The following is an 18933-nucleotide window of genomic DNA, read 5'->3' as shown; positions in this document are numbered from 1 at the left end:
CCGTCGAGGCGGCTGACGAACTCACGAGCACCTGCTCTCCGGATGACGAGGGACGGCGGGACGTACGACGGCTCCAGCTCGCGCAGGCGACCTGGAGCCGTGGTCCGGCCCGGGTGACGCGGACGTCACCCGGGCCGGCGGTGGATCAGCTGTGCCGGGTCCGGCGACGCGGACGGGACTCGCCGCCGCCCTCGCCGCCCTCGGAGCGGCGCTCGCCGCGCTCCCGGTCGCCACCCCGGTCACCCCGGTCACGCGGGCCGCGGTCGCCGCCGCGGTCCCGGCCCGACGGACGGTCGCCACCCTCGGCGGCGGCCGGCGCCTCGGCGCCCTCCGGGCGGATCTTGTCCAGGTAGATCTTGCCGCGGGCGTCGATGTCCGCGATCTCCACCTCGACCTTGTCGCCGACGTTGAGGAAGTCCTCGACCTTCTCGACCCGCTTGCCGTCGCCCACCTTGGAGATGTGCAGCAGGCCGTCGCGGCCCGGCAGCAGCGAGATGAAGGCGCCGAACGCGGCGGTCTTCACCACGGTGCCGAGGAACCGCTCGCCGACCTTGGGCAGCGTCGGGTTGGCGATGCCGTTGATCCGGTCCACCGCGGCCTGGGCCGCCGGCCCGTTTGTGGCGCCGACGTAGATCGTGCCGTCGTCCTCGATGGAGATCTCGGCGCCGGTCTCGTCCTGGATCGCGTTGATGGTCTGGCCCTTCGGGCCGATCACCATGCCGATCTTGTCGACCGGGATCTTCACGGTGGTGACCCGCGGCGCGTAGTCCGACATCTCGGCCGGCGCCTCGATGGCCCGCTGCATCACGTCGAGGATGGTCTGCCGGGCCTCGTGCGCCTGCTGCAGCGCGGCGGCCAGCACGTCCGACGGGATGCCGTCGAGCTTGGTGTCGAGCTGGAGCGCGGTGACGAAGTCCCGGGTGCCGGCGACCTTGAAGTCCATGTCGCCGAACGCGTCCTCGGCGCCGAGGATGTCGGTCAGCGTCACGTACTGGGTCTTGCCGTCGACCTCGTCGGAGATGAGGCCCATGGCGATGCCGGCGACCGGCGCCTTCAGCGGCACACCGGCGGAGAGCAGGCCCAGCGTCGAGGCGCAGACCGAACCCATCGAGGTGGAGCCGTTGGAGCCGAGCGCCTCGGAGACCTGCCGGATGGCGTACGGGAACTCCTCGCGCGAGGGCAGCACCGGGATCAGCGCCCGCTCGGCGAGCGCGCCGTGGCCGATCTCGCGCCGCTTCGGCGAGCCGACCCGGCCGGTCTCACCGGTCGAGTACGGCGGGAAGTTGTAGTTGTGCATGTAGCGCTTGCGGTTCTCCGGGGACAGCGTGTCCACCATCTGCTCCATGCGCAGCATGTTCAGCGTGGTGACGCCCAGGATCTGGGTCTCGCCGCGCTCGAACAGCGCCGAGCCGTGCACCCGCGGCAGCACGCCGACCTCGGCGGTCAGCGGGCGGATGTCACGCGGGCCGCGGCCGTCGATGCGGACCTGCTCGCGCAGCACCCGGTTGCGGACCTCGGACTTGGTCAGCGAACGGAACGCGGCGGACAGCTCCTTCTCGCGGCCCTCGAAGCGGCCGGTCAGCTCCTCGGCGACCTTGGCCTTGATCCGGTCCAGGGCCTCCTCGCGGTCGGCCTTGCCGGCGATCTTCAGCGCCTCGGCGACCTCGGCGCGGGCCACCTCGGCCACCGCGTCGTACGCGTCGTCCTGGTAATCCAGGAAGATCGGGAACTCGGCGACCGGCTTGGCGGCCACCTCGGCCAGCTCGCTCTGCGCCCGGCACAGCTCGCGGATGGCCGGCTTGGCGGCCTCCAGGCCGCTGGCCACGATCTCCTCGGTCGGCGCGGTCGCGCCGCCCGAGATCAGGGTCACCGCGTTCGGGGTGGCCTCGGCCTCGACCATCATGATCGCGACCTCGCCGTCGGCCAGGGTGCGGCCGGCCACGACCATGTCGAACGTGGCCCGCTCCAGCTCCTCCAGGGTCGGGAAGGCGACCCACTGGCCGTCGACGTGCGCGACCCGGGTCGCGCCGATCGGGCCGGAGAACGGCAGGCCGGACAGCTTGGTCGACATCGAGGCGGCGTTGATCGCCACCACGTCGTACGGGTGCTGCGGGTCGAGCGCCAGCACCGTCTCGACGACCTGGACCTCGTTGCGCAGGCCCTTGACGAACGACGGGCGCAGCGGCCGGTCGATCAGCCGGCAGGTGAGGATGGCGTCCTCGCTGGGCCGGCCCTCACGGCGGAAGAACGAGCCGGGGATCCGGCCCGCGGCGTACATCCGCTCCTCGACGTCCACGGTCAGCGGGAAGAAGTCGAACGACTCGCGCGGCTGCTTGCCGGCCGTGGTGGCGGAGAGGACGACCGTCTCGCCGAGCTGGGCGACGACGGAGCCGGCGGCCTGGCGGGCCAGGCGGCCGGTGGAGAAGGTGATCTCACGGGTGCCGAAGGACCCGTTGTCGATCACCGCGGTGCGGGATTCGGTGCCGAGGTTGGTCTCGGTCATGTGCTGTGGTGCTCCTTCGCGTCGTCGGCCGACGACACGGGAACTGCTCAGGCGGCCGGTCTTCGATCGAAGCGCCCGGGTGGGCCGGCGTCGTGCCGGGATGCCCGGGGGCCACTACCGGAGACCGGTGCTGACCGGCTCCCTCTTCGGGTGTCGCGCGGCCGGGTTCTTCGGTGGTACTGCAACGGGGGAGCGGCCAGGCGGCCACTCCCCCGTCAGGTCATCGGCGCAGGCCGAGCCGCTCGATGAGCGACCGGTAGCGGTTGATGTCCTTCTTCTGGACGTAGTTCAGCAGCCGGCGGCGCCGGCCGACCAGCAGCAGCAGCCCACGGCGGCTGTGGTGGTCGTGCTTGTGCACCTTCAGGTGCTCGGTGAGCTCAGCGATCCGCTTGGTCAGGACCGCGACCTGCACCTCGGGCGAGCCGGTGTCGCCCTCGGCGGTCGCGTACTCCTGGCGGATCTTGGCCTTGGCTTCCTGGTCGAGCGCCATGTTCTCCCTGTTTCGTGGGTCATTCGATGAGGTCCGGAGCGGTCGTGGTGACCGGTGCAACGGACCGGTTCCTCGCACCCGCGGCGTCGTGCAGGCACGCGAGGCCCCCGTCGGTCAGCCGACGTCTCCGCCAGCCTACCAGCCCTCGGGCCGGACGGCCGGTCAAGGTCGCCCGAGCGGGTCAGGACACCGCCCGGCGGGTGCGCTCCACGTCCTCGGCGATCTGGGCCACCAGCGGCTCGATCGCGTCGTACGTCCGCTGCTCGCGCAGGTGCGCCACGAAGTCCAGGGCCAGCCGCTCGCCGTACAGGTCGCCGGTGAAGTCCAGCGCGTACGCCTCCACCCGCCGTTCCCGGCCGGAGAACGTCGGGTTGGTGCCGATCGACACGGCCGCGGCGAGCGGTTCGCCGTCGCGGCGCACCAGGCGGGCCGCGTACACGCCGTCGGCGGGCACCGCCGCGTACCTGTGGGTCAGCAGGTTGGCGGTGGGGTAACCCAGCTCACGTCCGCGCTGGTCGCCGCGGACCACCACGCCCTCGACCCGGTGCGGGCGGCCGAGCGCCGCCGCCGCCGCGCCCACGTCGCCCGCGTCGACGCAGGACCTGATGTACGTGGAGGAGAAGACCGTCCCCGCCTCGGCGACCAGCGGCGCGCCCTCGACGGCGAAGCCGAAGGTGCGGCCGAGCCGTTCCAGCAGCGGCACGTCCCCGGCCGCCCGGTGCCCGAACCGGAAGTTGTCGCCGACCACCACGAGCGCGGCGTGCAGGTGCTCGACCAGGACGTCGTGCACGAACGCCTCGGGTGGCAGCCGGGAGAACTCGACCGTGAACGGCACCACGCAGAGCACGTCCACGCCGAGCGCCTCGATCAGCTCGGCCTTGCGCGCCGGCTCGGTGAGCACCGCCGGGTGCGAGCCCGGGCGCACCACCTCGGCCGGGTGCGGGTCGAACGTCACCACCACCGACTTGACGCCCAGCTCCCGGGCGCGCGCCACGGTGTGCCCGATGGTGGCCTGGTGCCCCCGGTGCACGCCGTCGAAGACGCCGATGGTGACCACTGAGCGTCCCCAGCCGCCGGGCGCCGCCTCGTACCCCCGCCACCGCTGCATGCCGTTCCTCCCCCTGTCCGCCCGCGCGCCGTTCAGGCCGGGGCCAGCACGATCTCCGCGCGGGCCCGACCGTCCCGCTCGCTGACGATAGCGATCAGCCCGCCCGCCGGGTCGAAGACCGCGTACGGCCCGGTGATCCCGGCCGGGGTCAGCGGCCCGCCGTGGGAGAGCACCCGGGTCTCGTCGGCGGTGGCGTCCCGGCGCGGGAAGAACCGCGCGGCGGCGGCGTCCAGCGGCAGGTTCACCACGTCCGGCGCGCGCTGCTCCAGCTGGTCGAGCGTGGCCGCCTCGGCGAGCGTGAACCCGCCGACCGCGGTGCGGCGCAGCGCGGTGAGGTGGCCGCCGACGCCGAGCGCGGCCCCCGCGTCGCGGGCCAGCGCCCTGATGTACGTGCCGGACGAGCAGGTCACGTCCACGTCCACGTCCACCACGTCCGGGGCGTCCCGGCGGATGTCCCGCACGTCCAGCCGGGAGACGGTGACCCGGCGGGCGGGCAGCTCGACCGTCTCGCCGTCACGGACCCGCTTGTACGCCCGCTGGCCGTTGATCTTGATGGCGCTGACCGCGCTCGGCACCTGGTCGATCTCGCCGGTGAGGGCGGCCAGCGCGGCGCGTACCCCGTCGTCGGTGACCGCGCCGGCCGGGGTGGTCGCGACCACCTCGCCCTCGGCGTCGTCGGTGACGGTGGCCTGCCCCAGCCGGATCGTCGCGGCGTAGCTCTTGCCGGCGCCGATCACGTACGTGAGCAGCCGGGTCGCCCGGCCCACCCCGATCACCAGCACGCCGGTGGCCATCGGGTCCAGCGTGCCGCCGTGCCCCACCCGGCGGGTACGGGCCAGCCGGCGGATCCGGGCCACGACGTCGTGCGACGTCATGCCGCCGGGCTTGTCGACCACGATCAGACCGTCTGTGCTCACGACCGCCAAGCCTGCCAGACGGCGCCGATCCTCCCTGCGGGGGATACCGCCCTGCTTCGGCGGGGTGTCAAGATCGTGCGCCCCCGCCCCGTCTGCCCGGGAAGTCCGATGACCGATCACCGTTCCGTCCCCGATCCCCACGCCACCGATCGCCCGTCGGAGGACACGCTGGGACGGGTACCCGAGTGGCTGCGCCAGCCCGCGCCCGAGGTCGAGCCGGGCCGCGGCGACCGCCTGCGGATCGCGCTCGGCGGGCACTCCGGCAAGCTGCTCGGCGGCGTGGTCGTGCTGGCGCTGCTCGCGTTCTTCGGGCTCGTCGGCGGCCTCGGCTACCAGGGCTTCCAGCGCTGGCGGGAGCCGCCCGCCGAACACCCCACGGTGAGCCTGCCGGTCGGTGAGCAGGCGTCCTCGTCGGCCTCGCCGCCACCGGCCGCCGGCCCCTTCGACGGCACCCCGGCAGCCGGCTTCCCCGAGGGCACGGCCGGGATCGCGCTGCCCCGGGCCAAGCGGACCGGCGCGTTCACCGAGAAGCAGGTGGCAGACACGCTGGCCAAGGTACGCAAGGCGCTGATCACCGCCCGGCTGGACCGCACGTTCTTCACCGCGAAGGACCCGGAGCGGCTGGTCCGCCAGTTCGCCCCGGACGCGCGGGCCGGCGTACGCGACGACTTCCCCACCGGCGAGGCGGGCACCTACTCGACCCGGCTCGCCCCCGGCGCCCGGCTCACCGACGACGAGCCCCGGGTCAAGGGCCGGATCAGCTACCGGGCGACGAAGGACCGGGACGGCATCCGCATCCTGGAGGTGACCACGAACTTCGTCTGGGCGTACGCGTTCTCCACCACCCGCCCCGCCCCGGGCGCCGGCGTGGTGGTGGTCCACGACACGGTGAAGTGGAGCATGCCGCACCCGGCCGACGTGACCACCGCCTCCGCCGGGCTGTGGATCGAGCGGGCCGACTCGTACGCCTCCAACATCGACTGCGTCGCGCTGGACAAGGGGCTGCTCGCGCTGGGCCGGCCCTCGCTCGCCGGTCCGGCCGACCCGGACCCGGACGCGGTCTTCGACCCGGACAAGACGGTCGACCTGCCGGACACCTGCTGACCCGCCCACCTCACCACGCCACCCCGCGGCAGGAGCCCCCGATGAGTGACGCCCCGCCACCGCACCGCGCCCGGGTCGACCTGCCGGACTGGATGCGCAATCCGGAGCCGCCCCGCCGTACGCTCGGCCGCCGCCTGTCCGGCCTGGTCGACGGTGTGCCGGCGCTGGCGGCGGCGCGCCGCCGGATGTGGGCCTGGCAGGGCCGGACCCGGTTCGGCGAGCGGCACCCCACGATGGCCGCGATCGGGTCGTTCGTGTTCGTCCTGGTGACCGCGACGCTGCTGGTCGTCGGCACGCTCTACCTCGGGTGGGCGATCCGGCAGGGGCGGATCTGACCGGCACGGAAACGGGACAGCGGGATCGGCGGCCGGGTGCGATGATCATGCGCCCCCTGCCCCTGCACCCCTCTGGAACGCCGCATGAGCACCGAAGACGGAACCACGCCGCCCGAGCCGGATCCCTACGCCGTCGCCTCCCGGGGCGCGGAGATCCAGCTGCCGAGCTGGATGACCGGAGCGGACGCGGACGTCCCGCTGACCCGCGGCGAGCGCTTCCGCATGGTCTGGTCGCGGCAGCGCGGCAAGCGCCGCGTCGCCTTCGTGGTGGTGCTGGCGCTGGCGCTGATCGGCGGCACTGTCGTGCTCGGCCGGGTCACCGTGGACCGGGTGCGGTCCGGCACCGCCGCCGCGGCGTCGGCCGAGGCCAGCCCGTCGCCGGTGCCGCTCAGCCGGGTGGGCGAGCCGCGCGACCTGTTCGCGGGGACCATCGGCGCGGACTTCGCGGTGGGTGAGGCCGGGATCGTCCTGCCGGAGGCCACGGCGCGGCCCCCGTTCACCGCCCGCGAGGTGGCCGCGGCGCTGACCCAGGTCCGGGCCGCGCTGGTCCAGGCCCGGCTCGACCTGTCCATGATCCTCGGCGACACGGAGCCGTTCCTGGCGCTGCTGGCGCCGGCCGCGCGCGCTCAGCTGCGTACCGACTTCGAGGACTTGTCGTTCGTGAACTACGCCACCCGGATCGGCTCGCAGGACAGCGCGGACGAGATCCGGGTCCGGGGTGAGATGCGCTACCGGGCCGTCACCGGCGACGACGGCCGGCCGATCCTGCGGATCACCACAGAGTACGTCTGGATGTACGCGTTCGACGTCCCGCGAACGACACCGGGCCGGGCCGGGATCGCCGCCATCCGTGACCGGGTCGTCTGGGAGGTCCCCCACCCCGAAGGGTTGCCGGCGGCGAAGCGCGGCCTCTGGCTCGTCTCCGCGCAGGCGAGCACGAACAACGTCGACTGCGCCCGGCTGGACGAGGGCTTCTTCGTGGTCGAGCCGTGGATGGGCGGCCCCGGTTCGTTCCAGCCCTGCTGACCGGCGTCAGCGGACCGCGCCGACCACCGCCCACGAGCCCGAGCGCATCCGCAGCAGCAGGCCGGCCAGCCGCAGCACCACGAACAGCGTCAGCCCGGCCCAGATCCCGCCCAGCCCGAGTTCCAGCCCGTACGCCAGCCAGATCGCCGGCAGGAACCCGCCGAACGCGCACACGATGGTGAGGTTGCGCAGGTAGCGCACGTCGCCCGCGCCGATCAGCACCCCGTCGAGCGCGAACACCACGCCGCCGATCGGCTGGAGCGCGACGAACCAGGGCCAGGCCGTCATGGCCTGCTCGCGTACCTGCGGATCGGAGCTGAACCACGACGGCACGACGCCGGCGCCGGCGGCGATCAGCACCGCGAAGGCCACGCCGCACAGCCCGCCGAGCAGCGCGACGCGGCGGGCCAGGAACCGCGCGCCGGCCGCGTCGCCGCCGCCCAGCGCGGCGCCGACCAGCGACTGCGCGGCGATGGCCAGCGCGTCGAGCACCAGCACGGTGAAGAACCACAGCTGCAGGGCGATCTGGTGCGCGCCCACCGCGGCGGCGCCGAAGCGGGCCGCGACGGCGGTCGCGGACAGGAAGCTGGCCTGGAACGCGACACCGCGCACCAGCAGGTCCCGGCTGAGCACGAGCTGCTGACCGATCACCCGGGGCCGGGGCCGCAGCGAGACCCGCTCGCGCACCAGCGCGGCCGCGAACAGGACACCGGAGATCGTCTGCGCGATCGCGTTCGCCACCGCCGAGCCGACCAGCCCGAGCCCGGCCGGATAGACCAGCAGCGGGCAGAGCACCGCGGAGAGCAGGTTGGGGCCGAGCACGAACAGCAGCGGCCGGCGGGTGTCCTGGATGCCGCGCAGCCAGCCGTTGCCGGCGGCGGCGAGCAGCAGACCGGGCGCGCCGAGCGCCGCGACCCGCAGCCATCCGGCGGCGGCGTCGGCCACCTCGCCGGGGCCGCCGACGAGGGTACGCGCCAGCGCGCCCCCGCCGATGCCGATGGCGACCGCCACCAGCACACCGGTGGCCAGCGCGAGCCAGGACGCCTGCACGCCCTCGGCCACCGCGGCGGCCCGGTCCCCCGCCCCGAAGCGGCGGGCCGAGCGCCCGGTGGTGCCGTACGCGACGACGGTGCCGACCCAGGCGGTGAGCGTCATGACGGTGCCGCCGACGGCGAGCGCGGCCAGCGGCACCCGCCCGAGGTGACCCACCACTGCGGTGTCGACCAGGACGTAGAGCGGCTCGGCGGCCAGCACCACGAGGGCGGGCAGCGCGAGCGTGGCGATCCGCCGGGGTGTGGCGGCGGTGGCGGGGGCGGCAGTCGTGCTCATCGACGCCGATCCTGGCACGCTCGCGGTAAGGTCCGCAAGGCGGGGGGCTACTTACTTGCGTCGGCCAGGAACCGGGCCGTGTCACGGCGCCCGCGCAGACGGCGCACCGGCAGCCCGGGGGCGTGCTCGACCAGCGCGGCCAGCACCCGGGGCCGGGAGTCGCGGGGGTAACGCCAGACGTAGGGCAGGAAGTCGAGATCGAGCCGCTCCGGGCAGCCCTCGGGCAGGTCGGCGCGGGGCGCGGCGCGATGTGCCCACCGGCGGCGGACGATCCGGACCAGGCAGCGCAGCCGGGAGGTGTCGCAGAGCACCAGCAGGTCGGCGCGGGGCAGCCGGAGGTCGAGCGTGCTCGCGTAGTTGCCGTCCATCACCCAGGCCGGGCGGGCGGCGAGCGCTGCCACCTCGGCGCGGAAATCCGCCGGGGCCGGTGCGGTCCAGCCGGGGCGCCAGTAGTGCCGGTCGAGGTGGATCAGGGGAAGGTCGAGTCGCCGGGCCAGTTCACCGGCGAGCGTGCTCTTGCCGGCGCCGGAGGCGCCGACGACCAGGATGCGTCGCACCGGGCGACGGTAGCGCCGTCCGGCACGGCGGTCGGTCCCGAGCGGCGGTGACGTCGGCGTCGGGCCACGGGTGCGGCCCGGCCGGCGTCACCGCCGGACGGCGTACGTCACTGACGGGTGTCCATCGAGGTCTGCAGCGCGCGGCGCATCTGCTCGCGCGCCTCGTCGGTGGTGGTCTCGGTCTGCGGCTTGCGCTTGCTGGGCATCTGAGGTCCTTCCAGGGTGCGGTCCGCCGGACACGGCGGCCCTACGGGCGCCCGGCTGCGGTCCGGGATCACCGGAGCGGCTCGCCTGGCAGCGTGAGCCCGGGTCGGTCTGACCCTGGAGGGAGGCGAGGCCGGGTGCGGCAGCACCGCCCGTGACCAGCGCCGCGAAGCGCCGGCCCTCACCCAAATTAACGTTCACTTTCCAGATGCTGCCCACAGTTCCCGAAATGCGGAAAGATCAACCTCGTCGTCCGGCTCGGCCGGCCGCGTCAGCGGGCCAGGAAGTGCCAGCCCAGCCACCACCAGAAACCGAACAGGCCGATCCGCCCGACCGGCACCGGGCCCACCTCGTACCGCATCACGAAGGCGCAGACGTCGGCCAGCGACGGGACCCGCGAGCCCTCCCGGCGCGCCACCCATTCGACGACCGCGAACAGCACGAGCGAGACCAGAAACCCGCCGATCGCCAGTGCCCGCATCATCGGCGCACCAGTCCCCAGAACGTGGACAGCCACGCGAACCAGGCCGCCGAACGGATCACACTGTCCTCCAGCAGCGGATCGGCCAGCCGGGAGAGGGTGGGGAAGTCGTCACCCGCCGCCGCCATGAACGTCGCCCCCTCGAAGACCCCGAAGACGGTCACCGGCACCAGCCACCAGAGCGCGACCGACGGCAGCCGGCGGGGCGCCGGACGCCGGGGCACCCGGTTGCTCAGGCCGACCCAGATCAACCCTCCGCCGGTGGTGAGGATGTAGAGGTTGGCCGCGGTCGAGAAGGACGGAAGTTGACCGCCGACCAGGGACAAGCAGATCAGCACCGGCACGGAGACGACCGGCCGGTCCCAGGCCCGGGGCGCCTCGACGGTGAGCTCACGGGGATGATCCATCACCCGATTGTCCCCAGCGTCACGCACGGCGGAAAGGCTGGCACGCCTCGTAATCCCTGGAAAAGCCGCCGATCAGCTCACACTTCCGATCATCGCCGCGCCTCGGCCCGGCAGAAATATCGGCACAATTCCGCTTTTAGGGGGCTACCAGCGTTGCGGTAGCGAGTTCGGCCCGGATCCGTCCGACCAGCTCGTCGAGCGCGCCCCGCCCGGTGAAGCCGGCCGCGAACCGGTGCCCGCCACCGCCCAGCGCCACCGCCACCGCGCTCACGTCCACCGCGCCCTTGCTGCGCAGCGACACCGCCCACTCGGCCTCGCCCGCCTGCTTGATCACGCAGCTCACGTCCGCCTCCTCGGTGCACCGCACCGAGTCGATGAGCGCCTCCAGCACGTACGCCGGCTGGTCGTGCCGGACCAGGTCCTCGCGGGTCGCGTACGTCCAGACGAGCCCGTGCCCGGCGGCGGCCGCCGGTTCCAGCGTGGCCCGGCCGAGCACCTCGCCGAACAGGCGGACGGCGCCGAACGGGCGGGTGTCGAACACCCGCCGGGAGATGTCGCCGGGCCGGATGCCGGTGGCCAGCAGACGCGCCGCCATCCGGTGCACGGCAGGCGTGGTCGCCTCGAAGCGGAACGAGCCGGTGTCGGTGGTCAGCGCGACGTAGAGCCCGGTCGCCACCTCCGCGTCGAGCGTCGCCCCGAGCCGGTCCAGCAACTCCAGCGCGACCACCGAGGTGGCGGCGGCGTGCGGGTCGACCAGGTTGATCCGGCCGAAGCCGGTGTTCGAGGCGTGGTGGTCGAGCACCAGCGACGTGCCCGCCGTGTCCAGCCGGCCCACCAGGTCACCCAGCCGCGACTCGCTCGCCGCGTCGAAGCAGATCACCAGATCCGGATCGGGGTACGTGTCGTCCTGCGGCACCAGCAGTTCCACGCCGGGCATCCAGCGGAACGGCTCGGGCACCTCCGGCGGGCCGGGGAAGGTCGCCTGGAGATCGCGTACGCCGAGCCGCCGCAGACCCAGCCCGAAGCCGAGCATGCTGCCCAGCGCGTCCCCGTCCGGGTTCACGTGGCAGATCAGCAGCACCCGCGCGTCGGCGGGAAGGTCGCGTACCGCCGCGACGGCCGCCGCCCACTCCGATTCGGCCGGGCCGGCCGGCAGGCCACCCGCGACGGCGACCTCGGTCACCGGCGGTCGCCCTCGCGCGGCTCGTCGTCGGCGGCCGGCTCGTCGTCCGCGGCGTCCTCGTCGTCCTCGACCCGGTACGGCTGGGCGTCGCCCGCGTACGAGGACTTGGCGGCCAGCCGCTGCACCTCGGCGTCGGCGGTACGCGCTGCGGCGAGCAGGTCGTCGATGTGCTTGACCTGGTCCTGCACGTCGTCGAGGACGAAGGTCAGCGTCGGCGAGTGCCGCAGCCCGAGGGCCTTGCCGACGGTGCTGCGCAGCATGCCCTTGGCGCTCTCCAGCGCGGCGGCGGTGCTCGCCTGGGCCGCCGCGTCACCGAGCACCGTGTAGAAGACGGTGGCGTCGCGCAGGTCGGCGGTGATCCGGGCGTCGGTGATCGTGATCATGCCGAGCCGGGGGTCCTTGATCTGGCTGCGCACCACCGACGCGACGAGTTCCCGGATACGCTCCGCGTGCCGGCGAACCTTTGCCTGATCCGTCATGTCCCCCACCTCCGGGATCACCTGTACCGATGACGGCGCCGGGTCACCGTGCGACCCGGGCCGTCGGCCGGAGACGGCGGGCGCGTGGGCGCCGCCGGGTCCGACCGCCCAACGCTGAAGAACACTACCCGCGTCCCACCGGACCTCACGCGGCACGGGCGGAGTACCGCGCGACGCGCCGTCAGTCGTCCTCGCCGTGCAGGCGACGGCGCACCGACAGCAGTTCGGTCTCCGGGCGGGCGGCGACCAGCCGCTCACAGGAGTCGAGCACCTCGCGGACGTGGGCCGGCTCGGCGGCCACCACCGCCACCCCGATCTCGGCCCGGCCGTGCAGGTCGAGCGCCCCCACCTCGGCGGCGGAGACCTCGAACTTGCGCAGCGCGGCGACGATCGGCCGGACGTAGGACCGCTTGGCCTTCAGGGACCGGGAGTCACCCGGGAGCAACAGGTCGAACAGTGCGGTTCCGGTATACACGGCGAGCAACGGTACGCCGGGTGGCGCACCCCGGCACGCGATTAAGGCGCGACCGCCACCAGCACGTCCCGCTCGATCGCCTGGTCGACCCGGTGGGCGAAGTCACCGAAGCCGGGGCCGTCGAGCACGCGCAGCCCGGCGTCGGCCAGCACCGCCTCCGCCTGCGCCCGCGGCGCCACGTGGGTGTTCCAGGACAGCCCGAGCGCGCCACCGGGGCGCAGCAGCTCCCGCCACACCGGCACGGCCGCGGTGAGCAGCTCCAGCGGGCTGCGGGACAACCCCTGATCGGTACGGCTGCCGTGCGCCACCCCGTACGGCGCGTCGGTCACGATCACGTCGGCGCAGCGGGGGCGCAGCGCCTCGCGGGCCCGGGTGGTGTCGGTGTTCAGCACGGTGACCCGCTGGGTGGCCCCGGCCCGGTGCTCGTCCCGCGACGGCGCGAGCACCGCCTCGAACCGGCGGGCCACCAGCTTGCGGTCCCGGCGCACCGACGTCGACTCGGTGGTGTGCTTGAGCCGCTTTCGGCGCAGCCAGGTACGCAGGAACGTCGCGTACGCGTCGACGTCCTTGCTGTCGCGCTCGACCCCGATGCCGTCGTAGCCGTACATCAGCGCCTGGTTGAGCGTGGTGCCCCGGCCGCAGAGCGGGTCCAGCACCACCACCGGCCCGTCCAGCATCCGCGGCGCGGCGGCGGAGGCGAGCACTGTGACGTTGAGCAGCAGCCGGGTGAACTGCTCGTTGGTCTTGCCGGCGTACTTGGGGATGGTGATCAGGTCGGAGTCGTACCGGGCCAGCGGGCTCAGCGGCACCGGCCGCAGCAGGTCGTCACCGACCCGCTCGAACAGCGCGTACGCCGCCGACAGGTTCGCCAGGTGGGCCAGGTCCCGCTCGCCGAGTCCGGGTTCGGGGGCGGTGAACGTCAGGTACTCCACCCCGCCGATCCGGGTGACCTCGGCGTCGCCCGGCACCACGTCGAGCACGCCGGAGCCGGCGAACACGGCCAGTTCGGCGCGGGCCAGCCGGGCCGCCGCGTCGGCGTAGACGCGGTTGGCGGAGGGGGCGAGGAGCAGCGCGTACCGGATCACGCCGCAGATTGTCGCAGCCTGGGAAACGGCGACGGCCGGGGCCCGAAGGCCCCGGCCGCCGGCCGGTCGTACGTGTGGAACTCAGGCGCGCGGCTTCTCGCGCATCTCGAACGTCTCGATGACGTCGCCGACCTGGACGTTGTTGTAGCCGCCCAGCGTCAGACCACACTCGAAGCCCTCGCGGACCTCGGTCGCGTCGTCCTTGAACCGCTTCAAGGAGCTGATCGTGAGGTTGTCCGCCACGACCGCACCGTCCCGCAGCAGCCGCGCCTTGGCGTTGCGGCGGATGAGGCCGGACCGGACGATACAGCCGGAGATGTTGCCGATCTTGGACGAGCGGAAGACGTCGCGGATCTCCGCGGTGCCCAGCTCGACCTCCTCGTACTCCGGCTTGAGCAGACCCTTGAGCGCGGCGTCGATCTCCTCGATGGCCTGGTAGATGACCGTGTAGTACCGGATCTCCACGCCCTCGCGGTCGGCCATCTCGCGGACCTTGTTCGAGGCCCGCACGTTGAAGCCGATGATCGTGACCGCCTCGGACGAGGCGCTCGCGAGCATGACGTCGCTCTCGGTGATCGCGCCCACGCCCCGGTGGATGATCCGAAGCTGGACCTCCTCCGGGATGTCGAGGTTGAACAGCGCGTCCTCGAGCGCCTCCACGGAACCGGAGACATCGCCCTTGAGCACCAGGTTGAGCGAGGTCTTCTCGCCCTCCTTGAGCTGCTCCATGAGCGTCTCGAGGGTGGCCCGGCCACGGGAGTTGGCGAACGACGCCGCCCGCCTCCGCGCCTGCCGCTGCTCGGCGATCTGCCGCACGGTGCGGTCGTCCTCGGCGGCCAGGAAGGTGTCACCCGCACCCGGCACCGTGGTCAGACCCAGCACCATGACCGGACGCGCCGGACCGGCCTCGTCGACCGGCTTGCCGTTCTCGTCCAGCATGGCCCGCACGCGGCCGTGCGCCCCACCGGCGACGATCGAGTCACCGGCACGCAGGGTGCCCTTCTGCACCAGCACGGTCGCCACCGCGCCACGGCCCTTGTCCAGGTGCGCCTCGATCGCGACACCCTGCGCCGGCCCGTCGATCGGAGCGGTCAGCTCCAGCGACGCGTCGGCGGTCAGCAGCACGGCCTCGAGCAGTTCCTCGATGCCGATGCCGGGCTTGGCCGCCACGTTGACGAACATGGTGTCGCCGCCGTACTCCTCGGCGACCAGGCCGTACTCGGTCAGCTGCTGGCGGACCTTGTCCGGGTTCGCCTCGGGCTTGTCGACCTTGTTGACCGCGACCACGATCGGCACGTCCGCCGCCTTGGCGTGGTTGAGCGCCTCGATGGTCTGCGGCATCACGCCGTCGTCCGCCGCCACCACCAGGATCACGATGTCCGTGACCTGGGCGCCACGGGCACGCATGGCGGTGAACGCCTCGTGACCCGGGGTGTCGATGAACGTCACCGCGCGGTCCTCGCCCTCGTGCGGGACGTGGACCTGGTAGGCGCCGATGTGCTGGGTGATGCCACCCGCCTCGCCGGCCACCACGTTCGCCTTGCGGATCGCGTCGAGCAGCTTGGTCTTACCGTGGTCGACGTGACCCATGACGGTCACGACCGGCGCACGGCTGACCAGGCGGTCCGCCGCGACCTCGGCGTCGAGGTCGATGTTGAACTGCGCGAGCAGCTCGCGGTCCTCGTCCTCCGGGCTGACGATCTGCACGTCGAAGCCGAGGTGCTCACCCAGCAACTGCAGGGTCTCGTCGGAGCACGACTGGGTCGCCGTCACCATCTCGCCCAGGTTGAACATCTCCTGGACCAGCGAACCCGGGTTGGCGTTGATCTTGTCGGCGAAGTCCGACAGCGAGGCGCCACGGGACAACCGGACGACCTGACCCTGACCGCGGGGCGCGCCCGAGGACATGGTCGGGGCCGACAGGTTGTCGAACTCCTGTCTGCGCTGCTTCTTGGACTTGCGACCGCGGGTCGGGCGACCACCCGGACGCCCGAAGGCACCCGCAGCGCCACCGCCACGGCCACGACCGCCGCCACCGGGACGGCCACCGCCGCCGACCGGACCACCCGGACGGAAACCACCGCCGGGAGCACCGCCACCGCCGCCGGGACCGCCGCGGTAGCCACCGCCACCGCCGCCACCACCGGGACCGCCGCGGTAGCCACCGCCACCGCCGCCGCCACCGGGTCCGCCGCGGTAGCCACCGCCACCGCCGCCGGGACGACCGGCGCCACCACCGGGTCCGCCACGACCGCCACCGGGGCCGCCGGGACGGCCGGTGGTCGGACGCTGGCTCGGCATCGAGGCCGGGCTCGGCCGCGGCGGCATCGACGCCGGGCTGGGCCGCGGCGGCATGCCGGCCGGGCTGGGACGGGGACCGCCCGCACCGGCGGCCGGGGGCCGCTGCTGCTGGCCGCCCTGGATTCCGAACGGGTTGTTACCGGCGCCGCGCGCCGGCGGACGACCGCCGGGCCGGGCACCGGGGCCCTGACCCTGGCCCGGACCGCCGGGACGACCGGCGGCCGGGGAACCCGGACGCGGCGGCATGGCGTTCGGGCCGGGACGCGGGCCGGGACGGGGACCGCCCTCGGCCGGAGGCTCCCGGCGTACGGTCTCGCGCTGCTGCTGGCGGGCGGCCTGCGCGGCCTTGACCGCGGCCTCCTGCTCAGCCTTCAGCGCGGCGGCACGCGCTTCGGCGGCCGCCACTTCGATGTCGTGCGCGCTCGCCGGCTTGGCGACCGGAGTCGCCGGCTGCGGCGGGCCGGGGACCGAGCCCTTGGGCTTCGGTCCAGGGGTCGGCGCAGCCGGACGCCGGGGCGGCATCGGCTTGGCCGAGACCCGGGGGGCACCCGGGGTCGGGGTGGGCGTCGGGGTCGGTGCCGGACCGCTGGGCGCGGCAGCCGGCGGGCCGGCGGGCGCCGACGAACCGGCTACGAAGGCGCTACGCAGCCGCCGGGCGACAGGCGCCTCGACGGTGCTGGACGCGGACTTCACGAACTCGCCCATTTCCTTGAGCTTGGCGAGAACGGTCTTGCTTTCGACCCCGAGCTCCTTGGCAAGCTCGTGTACGCGGGCCTTTCCTGCCACTGCACTCCTCACTCCGAGGTCGTGCGGGCAGCACCCGCAGCGACCTCACTCGTGCACTTGAAGCCTGGTCATTTCAGGGACTTCATCGTGTGCTCATGTCGGTCGTCCTACCTTGCTAGCGACCCTCGACCGGTCGGGCTTGACCGGTCGTCGGGGGTTGCGCGTCGACGTGCTCCGCAAGCGCACCGTGGTCAGGAACCCCGGTGAGGCGCAGTGCCCGCCCGAAGGCGCGACGCCGCACCGCCTGCGCGAAGCAGGCCGGATCAGGGTGCATGTTCGCTCCCCGACCCGGCAGTCTGCGGGCCGGATCGGGCCTGAGACTGATGTGACCAGCCTCGTCACCGATCGCGACAACCCGCAACAACTCGCTGGCCGGCGCCCGTTTCCGGCAGCCCACACAGGTGCGCTCCGGAATCGCGCGTCGTGCCACTGAGTAAGTCTACCCCTAGCCGCCGGAGATCGCGCCGCCCGGCTCCGGGACGTGATCAGCTCCGCCCCGGCTCTGCGGGGCCGCGGTCTCCGCGTCGGACCGGATGTCGATGCGCCAACCGGTCAGGCGGGCCGCCAGGCGGGCGTTCTGCCCTTCCCGGCCGATCGCGAGCGAGAGCTGGAAGTCCGGGACCGTCACCCGGGCGGTACGGGAGGCCAGATCGACCACCTCGACCCGCAGCGCCTTGGCCGGCGACAACGCGTTGCCGACGAACGTCGCGGGGTCGTCCGACCAGTCGATGATGTCGATCTTCTCGCCGTGCAGCTCGCTCATCACCGCGCGGACCCGCTGCCCCATCGGGCCGATGCAGGCGCCCTTGGCGTTGACGCCGGACGCGGTGGAGCGGACCGCGATCTTCGTACGGTGACCTGCCTCACGGGCGATCGCGCCGATCTCCACGGTGCCGTCGGCGATCTCCGGCACCTCCAGCGCGAACAGCTTCTTCACGAGCGCCGGATGCGACCGGGACAGCGTGATCTGCGGGCCGCGCATGCCCTTGGCGACGTGCACGACCACGCAGCGGATCCGCTCGCCGTGCTCGTACCGCTCGCCCGGGACCTGCTCGGACTGCGGCAGGACACCCTCCAGCTTGCCCAGGTCGACGCTGACGATGCCCTTCTCCCGGCGCGTCTCGTGCGCCTGCACCACACCGGTGACCAGGTCACCGTCGCGGCCCACGTACTCGCCGAAGTGCACCTCGTCGGTGGCCTCCCGCAGCCGCTGGAGGATCACCTGCTTGGCGGTCATGGCGGCGATCCGCCCGAAGTCGTGCGGGGTGTCGTCCCACTCCCGGGTGACGGTGCCGTCGGCGTCGAGCTCCTGCGCGAAGACCGAGGCGGCCCCGCTCTTGCGGTCGATCTCCACCCGGGCGTGCGACTCGGCGCCGTCGGTGTGCCGGTAGGCGGTCAGCAGCGCGGTCTCGATCGCCGCGAGGATCGTGTCGAACGGGATCTCCCGCTCGCGCTCCAGGGCGCGCAGCGCCGCGAGGTCGATGTTCACCTCTCCTCGTCCTCCAGATCTTCGTCGTCGTCGGTGTCTGTGTCGTCGCCGAGGTCCTCGTCGGCCAGGTCGTCCAGGCGGCTGAACTCCACCTGGACCCGGCCGGGCCCGAGCTCGGCGTACGGGTGTGCCACGGGGCCGGCGTCGGTCTCCAGCTCCACGCGCTCGTCGTCGGCGGCCGTGATCCGGCCGGTGAGCTGGCGGTCCCCGGCGTCGCCGCGGACGGTGACCTTGACCAGCCGGCCCACGTTGCGCCGCCAGTGCCGGGGCAGGGTGAGCGGGCGGTCCACGCCGGGCGAGCTGACCTCCAGCTGGTACTCGCCGGCCACGATGTCGCCGCCGGACTCCTCCGCCGCGTCCAGGGCCGCCGACACCGCGCGGGAGATGTCCGCCACGGCGTCCAGGTTGATCCCGCCGTCGGCGTCCACGATCACCCGGACCACGTGCCGCCGTCCGGCGCGGGAGACGGAAAGGTCCTCCAGGTCGTAGCCGGCCGCGGCGACGACCGGTTCGATCACCTCGCGCAGCCGGTTGCGGCGCGCGTTCAGATCGCCACGGGGTGCGCCGCTGCGCTCCGCGCCGCGGGGGCCGTCGGACCGGCGGGGCCGCCCGGCGGGCCCCGTCGGCCGGGTGGCACGGCCACGCTGCGTCATTCCGCGCACCTCTCCTGCTGT

18 protein-coding genes and 1 pseudogene are annotated in these 18933 nt (G+C 73.5%); 3 read left to right on the top strand and 16 right to left on the bottom strand.

What is annotated here, in order from left to right; genetic code table 11:
- Window positions 1-145: 145 nt before the first annotated feature.
- The 4 genes from A4R25_RS15000 to truB all read right to left on the bottom strand — a co-directional run bounded on the left by A4R25_RS15000 (window position 146) and on the right by truB (window position 5018).
- On the bottom strand, window positions 146-2503 hold the full coding sequence (locus A4R25_RS15000) for a polyribonucleotide nucleotidyltransferase (protein ID WP_043325800.1): 2358 nt from the start codon (window positions 2501-2503) through the stop codon (window positions 146-148).
- 220 nt (window positions 2504-2723) lie between these two features.
- A complete protein-coding gene (gene rpsO, locus A4R25_RS14995) occupies window positions 2724-2993 on the bottom strand; it encodes a 30S ribosomal protein S15 (RefSeq protein ID WP_013284678.1) in 270 nt (89 codons plus the stop codon).
- A 181-nt stretch (window positions 2994-3174) separates the two neighbouring features.
- Window positions 3175-4101, bottom strand: coding sequence for a bifunctional riboflavin kinase/FAD synthetase (locus tag A4R25_RS14990; protein WP_030503409.1), 927 nt, complete (start codon window positions 4099-4101; stop codon window positions 3175-3177).
- A gap of 32 nt (window positions 4102-4133) precedes the next feature.
- Window positions 4134-5018, bottom strand: a complete 885-nt coding sequence (gene truB / locus A4R25_RS14985) for a tRNA pseudouridine(55) synthase TruB (RefSeq protein WP_043330544.1) — start codon at window positions 5016-5018, stop codon at window positions 4134-4136.
- 108 nt (window positions 5019-5126) lie between these two features.
- Between truB and A4R25_RS14980 the strand changes: the two genes are divergently transcribed.
- The 3 genes from A4R25_RS14980 (at window position 5127) to A4R25_RS14970 (ending at window position 7483) form a co-directional block, all read left to right on the top strand.
- A complete protein-coding gene (locus tag A4R25_RS14980; protein ID WP_043325802.1) occupies window positions 5127-6122 on the top strand; it encodes a hypothetical protein in 996 nt (331 codons plus the stop codon).
- Between the two features lie 41 nt (window positions 6123-6163).
- Entirely contained in the window at window positions 6164-6457 is a 294-nt protein-coding gene (locus A4R25_RS14975; protein ID WP_064447087.1) for a hypothetical protein, read from the top strand.
- Between the two features lie 84 nt (window positions 6458-6541).
- Window positions 6542-7483: a hypothetical protein gene (locus A4R25_RS14970; RefSeq protein WP_064447086.1), complete on the top strand. Its 942-nt coding sequence runs from the start codon at window positions 6542-6544 to the stop codon at window positions 7481-7483.
- A 6-nt stretch (window positions 7484-7489) separates the two neighbouring features.
- On the opposite strand, the gene A4R25_RS14965 is transcribed toward A4R25_RS14970, so the two are convergent.
- The 12 genes and pseudogenes from A4R25_RS14965 to rimP all read right to left on the bottom strand — a co-directional run bounded on the left by A4R25_RS14965 (window position 7490) and on the right by rimP (window position 18912).
- Window positions 7490-8812 (bottom strand): MATE family efflux transporter, encoded by a 1323-nt coding sequence (locus A4R25_RS14965; protein ID WP_064447085.1) that lies wholly within the window; start codon window positions 8810-8812, stop codon window positions 7490-7492.
- A gap of 47 nt (window positions 8813-8859) precedes the next feature.
- Entirely contained in the window at window positions 8860-9369 is a 510-nt protein-coding gene (locus A4R25_RS14960; protein ID WP_064447084.1) for an adenylate kinase, read from the bottom strand.
- A gap of 475 nt (window positions 9370-9844) precedes the next feature.
- Window positions 9845-10054, bottom strand: a complete 210-nt coding sequence (locus tag A4R25_RS14955) for a DUF6186 family protein (RefSeq protein WP_176722875.1) — start codon at window positions 10052-10054, stop codon at window positions 9845-9847.
- Window positions 10054-10461 carry a hypothetical protein gene (locus A4R25_RS14950; RefSeq protein ID WP_043325811.1) on the bottom strand — a complete coding sequence of 136 codons (408 nt, stop codon included), beginning with the start codon at window positions 10459-10461 and terminating at the stop codon, window positions 10054-10056. The genes A4R25_RS14955 and A4R25_RS14950 overlap by 1 nt, the downstream gene beginning before the upstream one ends.
- A gap of 136 nt (window positions 10462-10597) precedes the next feature.
- On the bottom strand, window positions 10598-11644 hold the full coding sequence (locus A4R25_RS14945) for a bifunctional oligoribonuclease/PAP phosphatase NrnA (protein ID WP_064447083.1): 1047 nt from the start codon (window positions 11642-11644) through the stop codon (window positions 10598-10600).
- On the bottom strand, window positions 11641-12123 hold the full coding sequence (gene rbfA / locus A4R25_RS14940; RefSeq protein ID WP_043330546.1) for a 30S ribosome-binding factor RbfA: 483 nt from the start codon (window positions 12121-12123) through the stop codon (window positions 11641-11643). Before rbfA ends, A4R25_RS14945 begins: the two co-directional genes overlap by 4 nt.
- A gap of 181 nt (window positions 12124-12304) precedes the next feature.
- A complete protein-coding gene (locus tag A4R25_RS14935) occupies window positions 12305-12598 on the bottom strand; it encodes a DUF503 domain-containing protein (RefSeq protein WP_043325814.1) in 294 nt (97 codons plus the stop codon).
- Between the two features lie 41 nt (window positions 12599-12639).
- The gene (locus tag A4R25_RS14930) at window positions 12640-13683 is read right to left on the bottom strand and encodes a TRM11 family methyltransferase (RefSeq protein WP_064447082.1); all 1044 of its coding nucleotides are present in this window, start codon (window positions 13681-13683) and stop codon (window positions 12640-12642) included.
- Window positions 13684-13764: 81 nt separating this feature from the next.
- On the bottom strand, window positions 13765-16770 hold the full coding sequence (gene infB, locus A4R25_RS14925; protein ID WP_064447081.1) for a translation initiation factor IF-2: 3006 nt from the start codon (window positions 16768-16770) through the stop codon (window positions 13765-13767).
- Window positions 16771-16863: 93 nt separating this feature from the next.
- Window positions 16864-17200: pseudogene (locus A4R25_RS30650) on the bottom strand (YlxR family protein).
- A gap of 15 nt (window positions 17201-17215) precedes the next feature.
- On the bottom strand, window positions 17216-18259 hold the full coding sequence (nusA, locus tag A4R25_RS14920) for a transcription termination factor NusA (protein WP_030503423.1): 1044 nt from the start codon (window positions 18257-18259) through the stop codon (window positions 17216-17218).
- Window positions 18256-18912, bottom strand: coding sequence for a ribosome maturation factor RimP (gene rimP, locus A4R25_RS14915; protein WP_043325821.1), 657 nt, complete (start codon window positions 18910-18912; stop codon window positions 18256-18258). Before rimP ends, nusA begins: the two co-directional genes overlap by 4 nt.
- Window positions 18913-18933 lie beyond the last annotated feature (21 nt).

The organism is Micromonospora sp. NBRC 110037 (genome assembly GCF_001652995.1).
GTDB classification, from domain to species: domain Bacteria; phylum Actinomycetota; class Actinomycetes; order Mycobacteriales; family Micromonosporaceae; genus Micromonospora; species Micromonospora chalcea.
This window is presented reverse-complemented; position numbering and strand designations above follow the sequence as displayed.

Excerpts from the sequence above, each read along its gene's own strand:
- A4R25_RS15000 (WP_043325800.1), bottom strand. The coding sequence starts at position 2,503 with ATGACCGAGACCAACCTCGGCACCGAATCCCGCACCGCGGTGATCGAC.
- rpsO (WP_013284678.1), bottom strand. The coding sequence starts at position 2,993 with ATGGCGCTCGACCAGGAAGCCAAGGCCAAGATCCGCCAGGAGTACGCG.
- A4R25_RS14990 (WP_030503409.1), bottom strand. The coding sequence starts at position 4,101 with ATGCAGCGGTGGCGGGGGTACGAGGCGGCGCCCGGCGGCTGGGGACGC.
- A4R25_RS14980 (WP_043325802.1), top strand. The coding sequence starts at position 5,127 with ATGACCGATCACCGTTCCGTCCCCGATCCCCACGCCACCGATCGCCCG.
- A4R25_RS14975 (WP_064447087.1), top strand. The coding sequence starts at position 6,164 with ATGAGTGACGCCCCGCCACCGCACCGCGCCCGGGTCGACCTGCCGGAC.
- A4R25_RS14970 (WP_064447086.1), top strand. The coding sequence starts at position 6,542 with ATGAGCACCGAAGACGGAACCACGCCGCCCGAGCCGGATCCCTACGCC.
- A4R25_RS14965 (WP_064447085.1), bottom strand. The coding sequence starts at position 8,812 with ATGAGCACGACTGCCGCCCCCGCCACCGCCGCCACACCCCGGCGGATC.
- A4R25_RS14955 (WP_176722875.1), bottom strand. The coding sequence starts at position 10,054 with ATGCGGGCACTGGCGATCGGCGGGTTTCTGGTCTCGCTCGTGCTGTTC.
- A4R25_RS14950 (WP_043325811.1), bottom strand. The coding sequence starts at position 10,461 with ATGGATCATCCCCGTGAGCTCACCGTCGAGGCGCCCCGGGCCTGGGAC.
- rbfA (WP_043330546.1), bottom strand. The coding sequence starts at position 12,123 with ATGACGGATCAGGCAAAGGTTCGCCGGCACGCGGAGCGTATCCGGGAA.
- rimP (WP_043325821.1), bottom strand. The coding sequence starts at position 18,912 with ATGACGCAGCGTGGCCGTGCCACCCGGCCGACGGGGCCCGCCGGGCGG.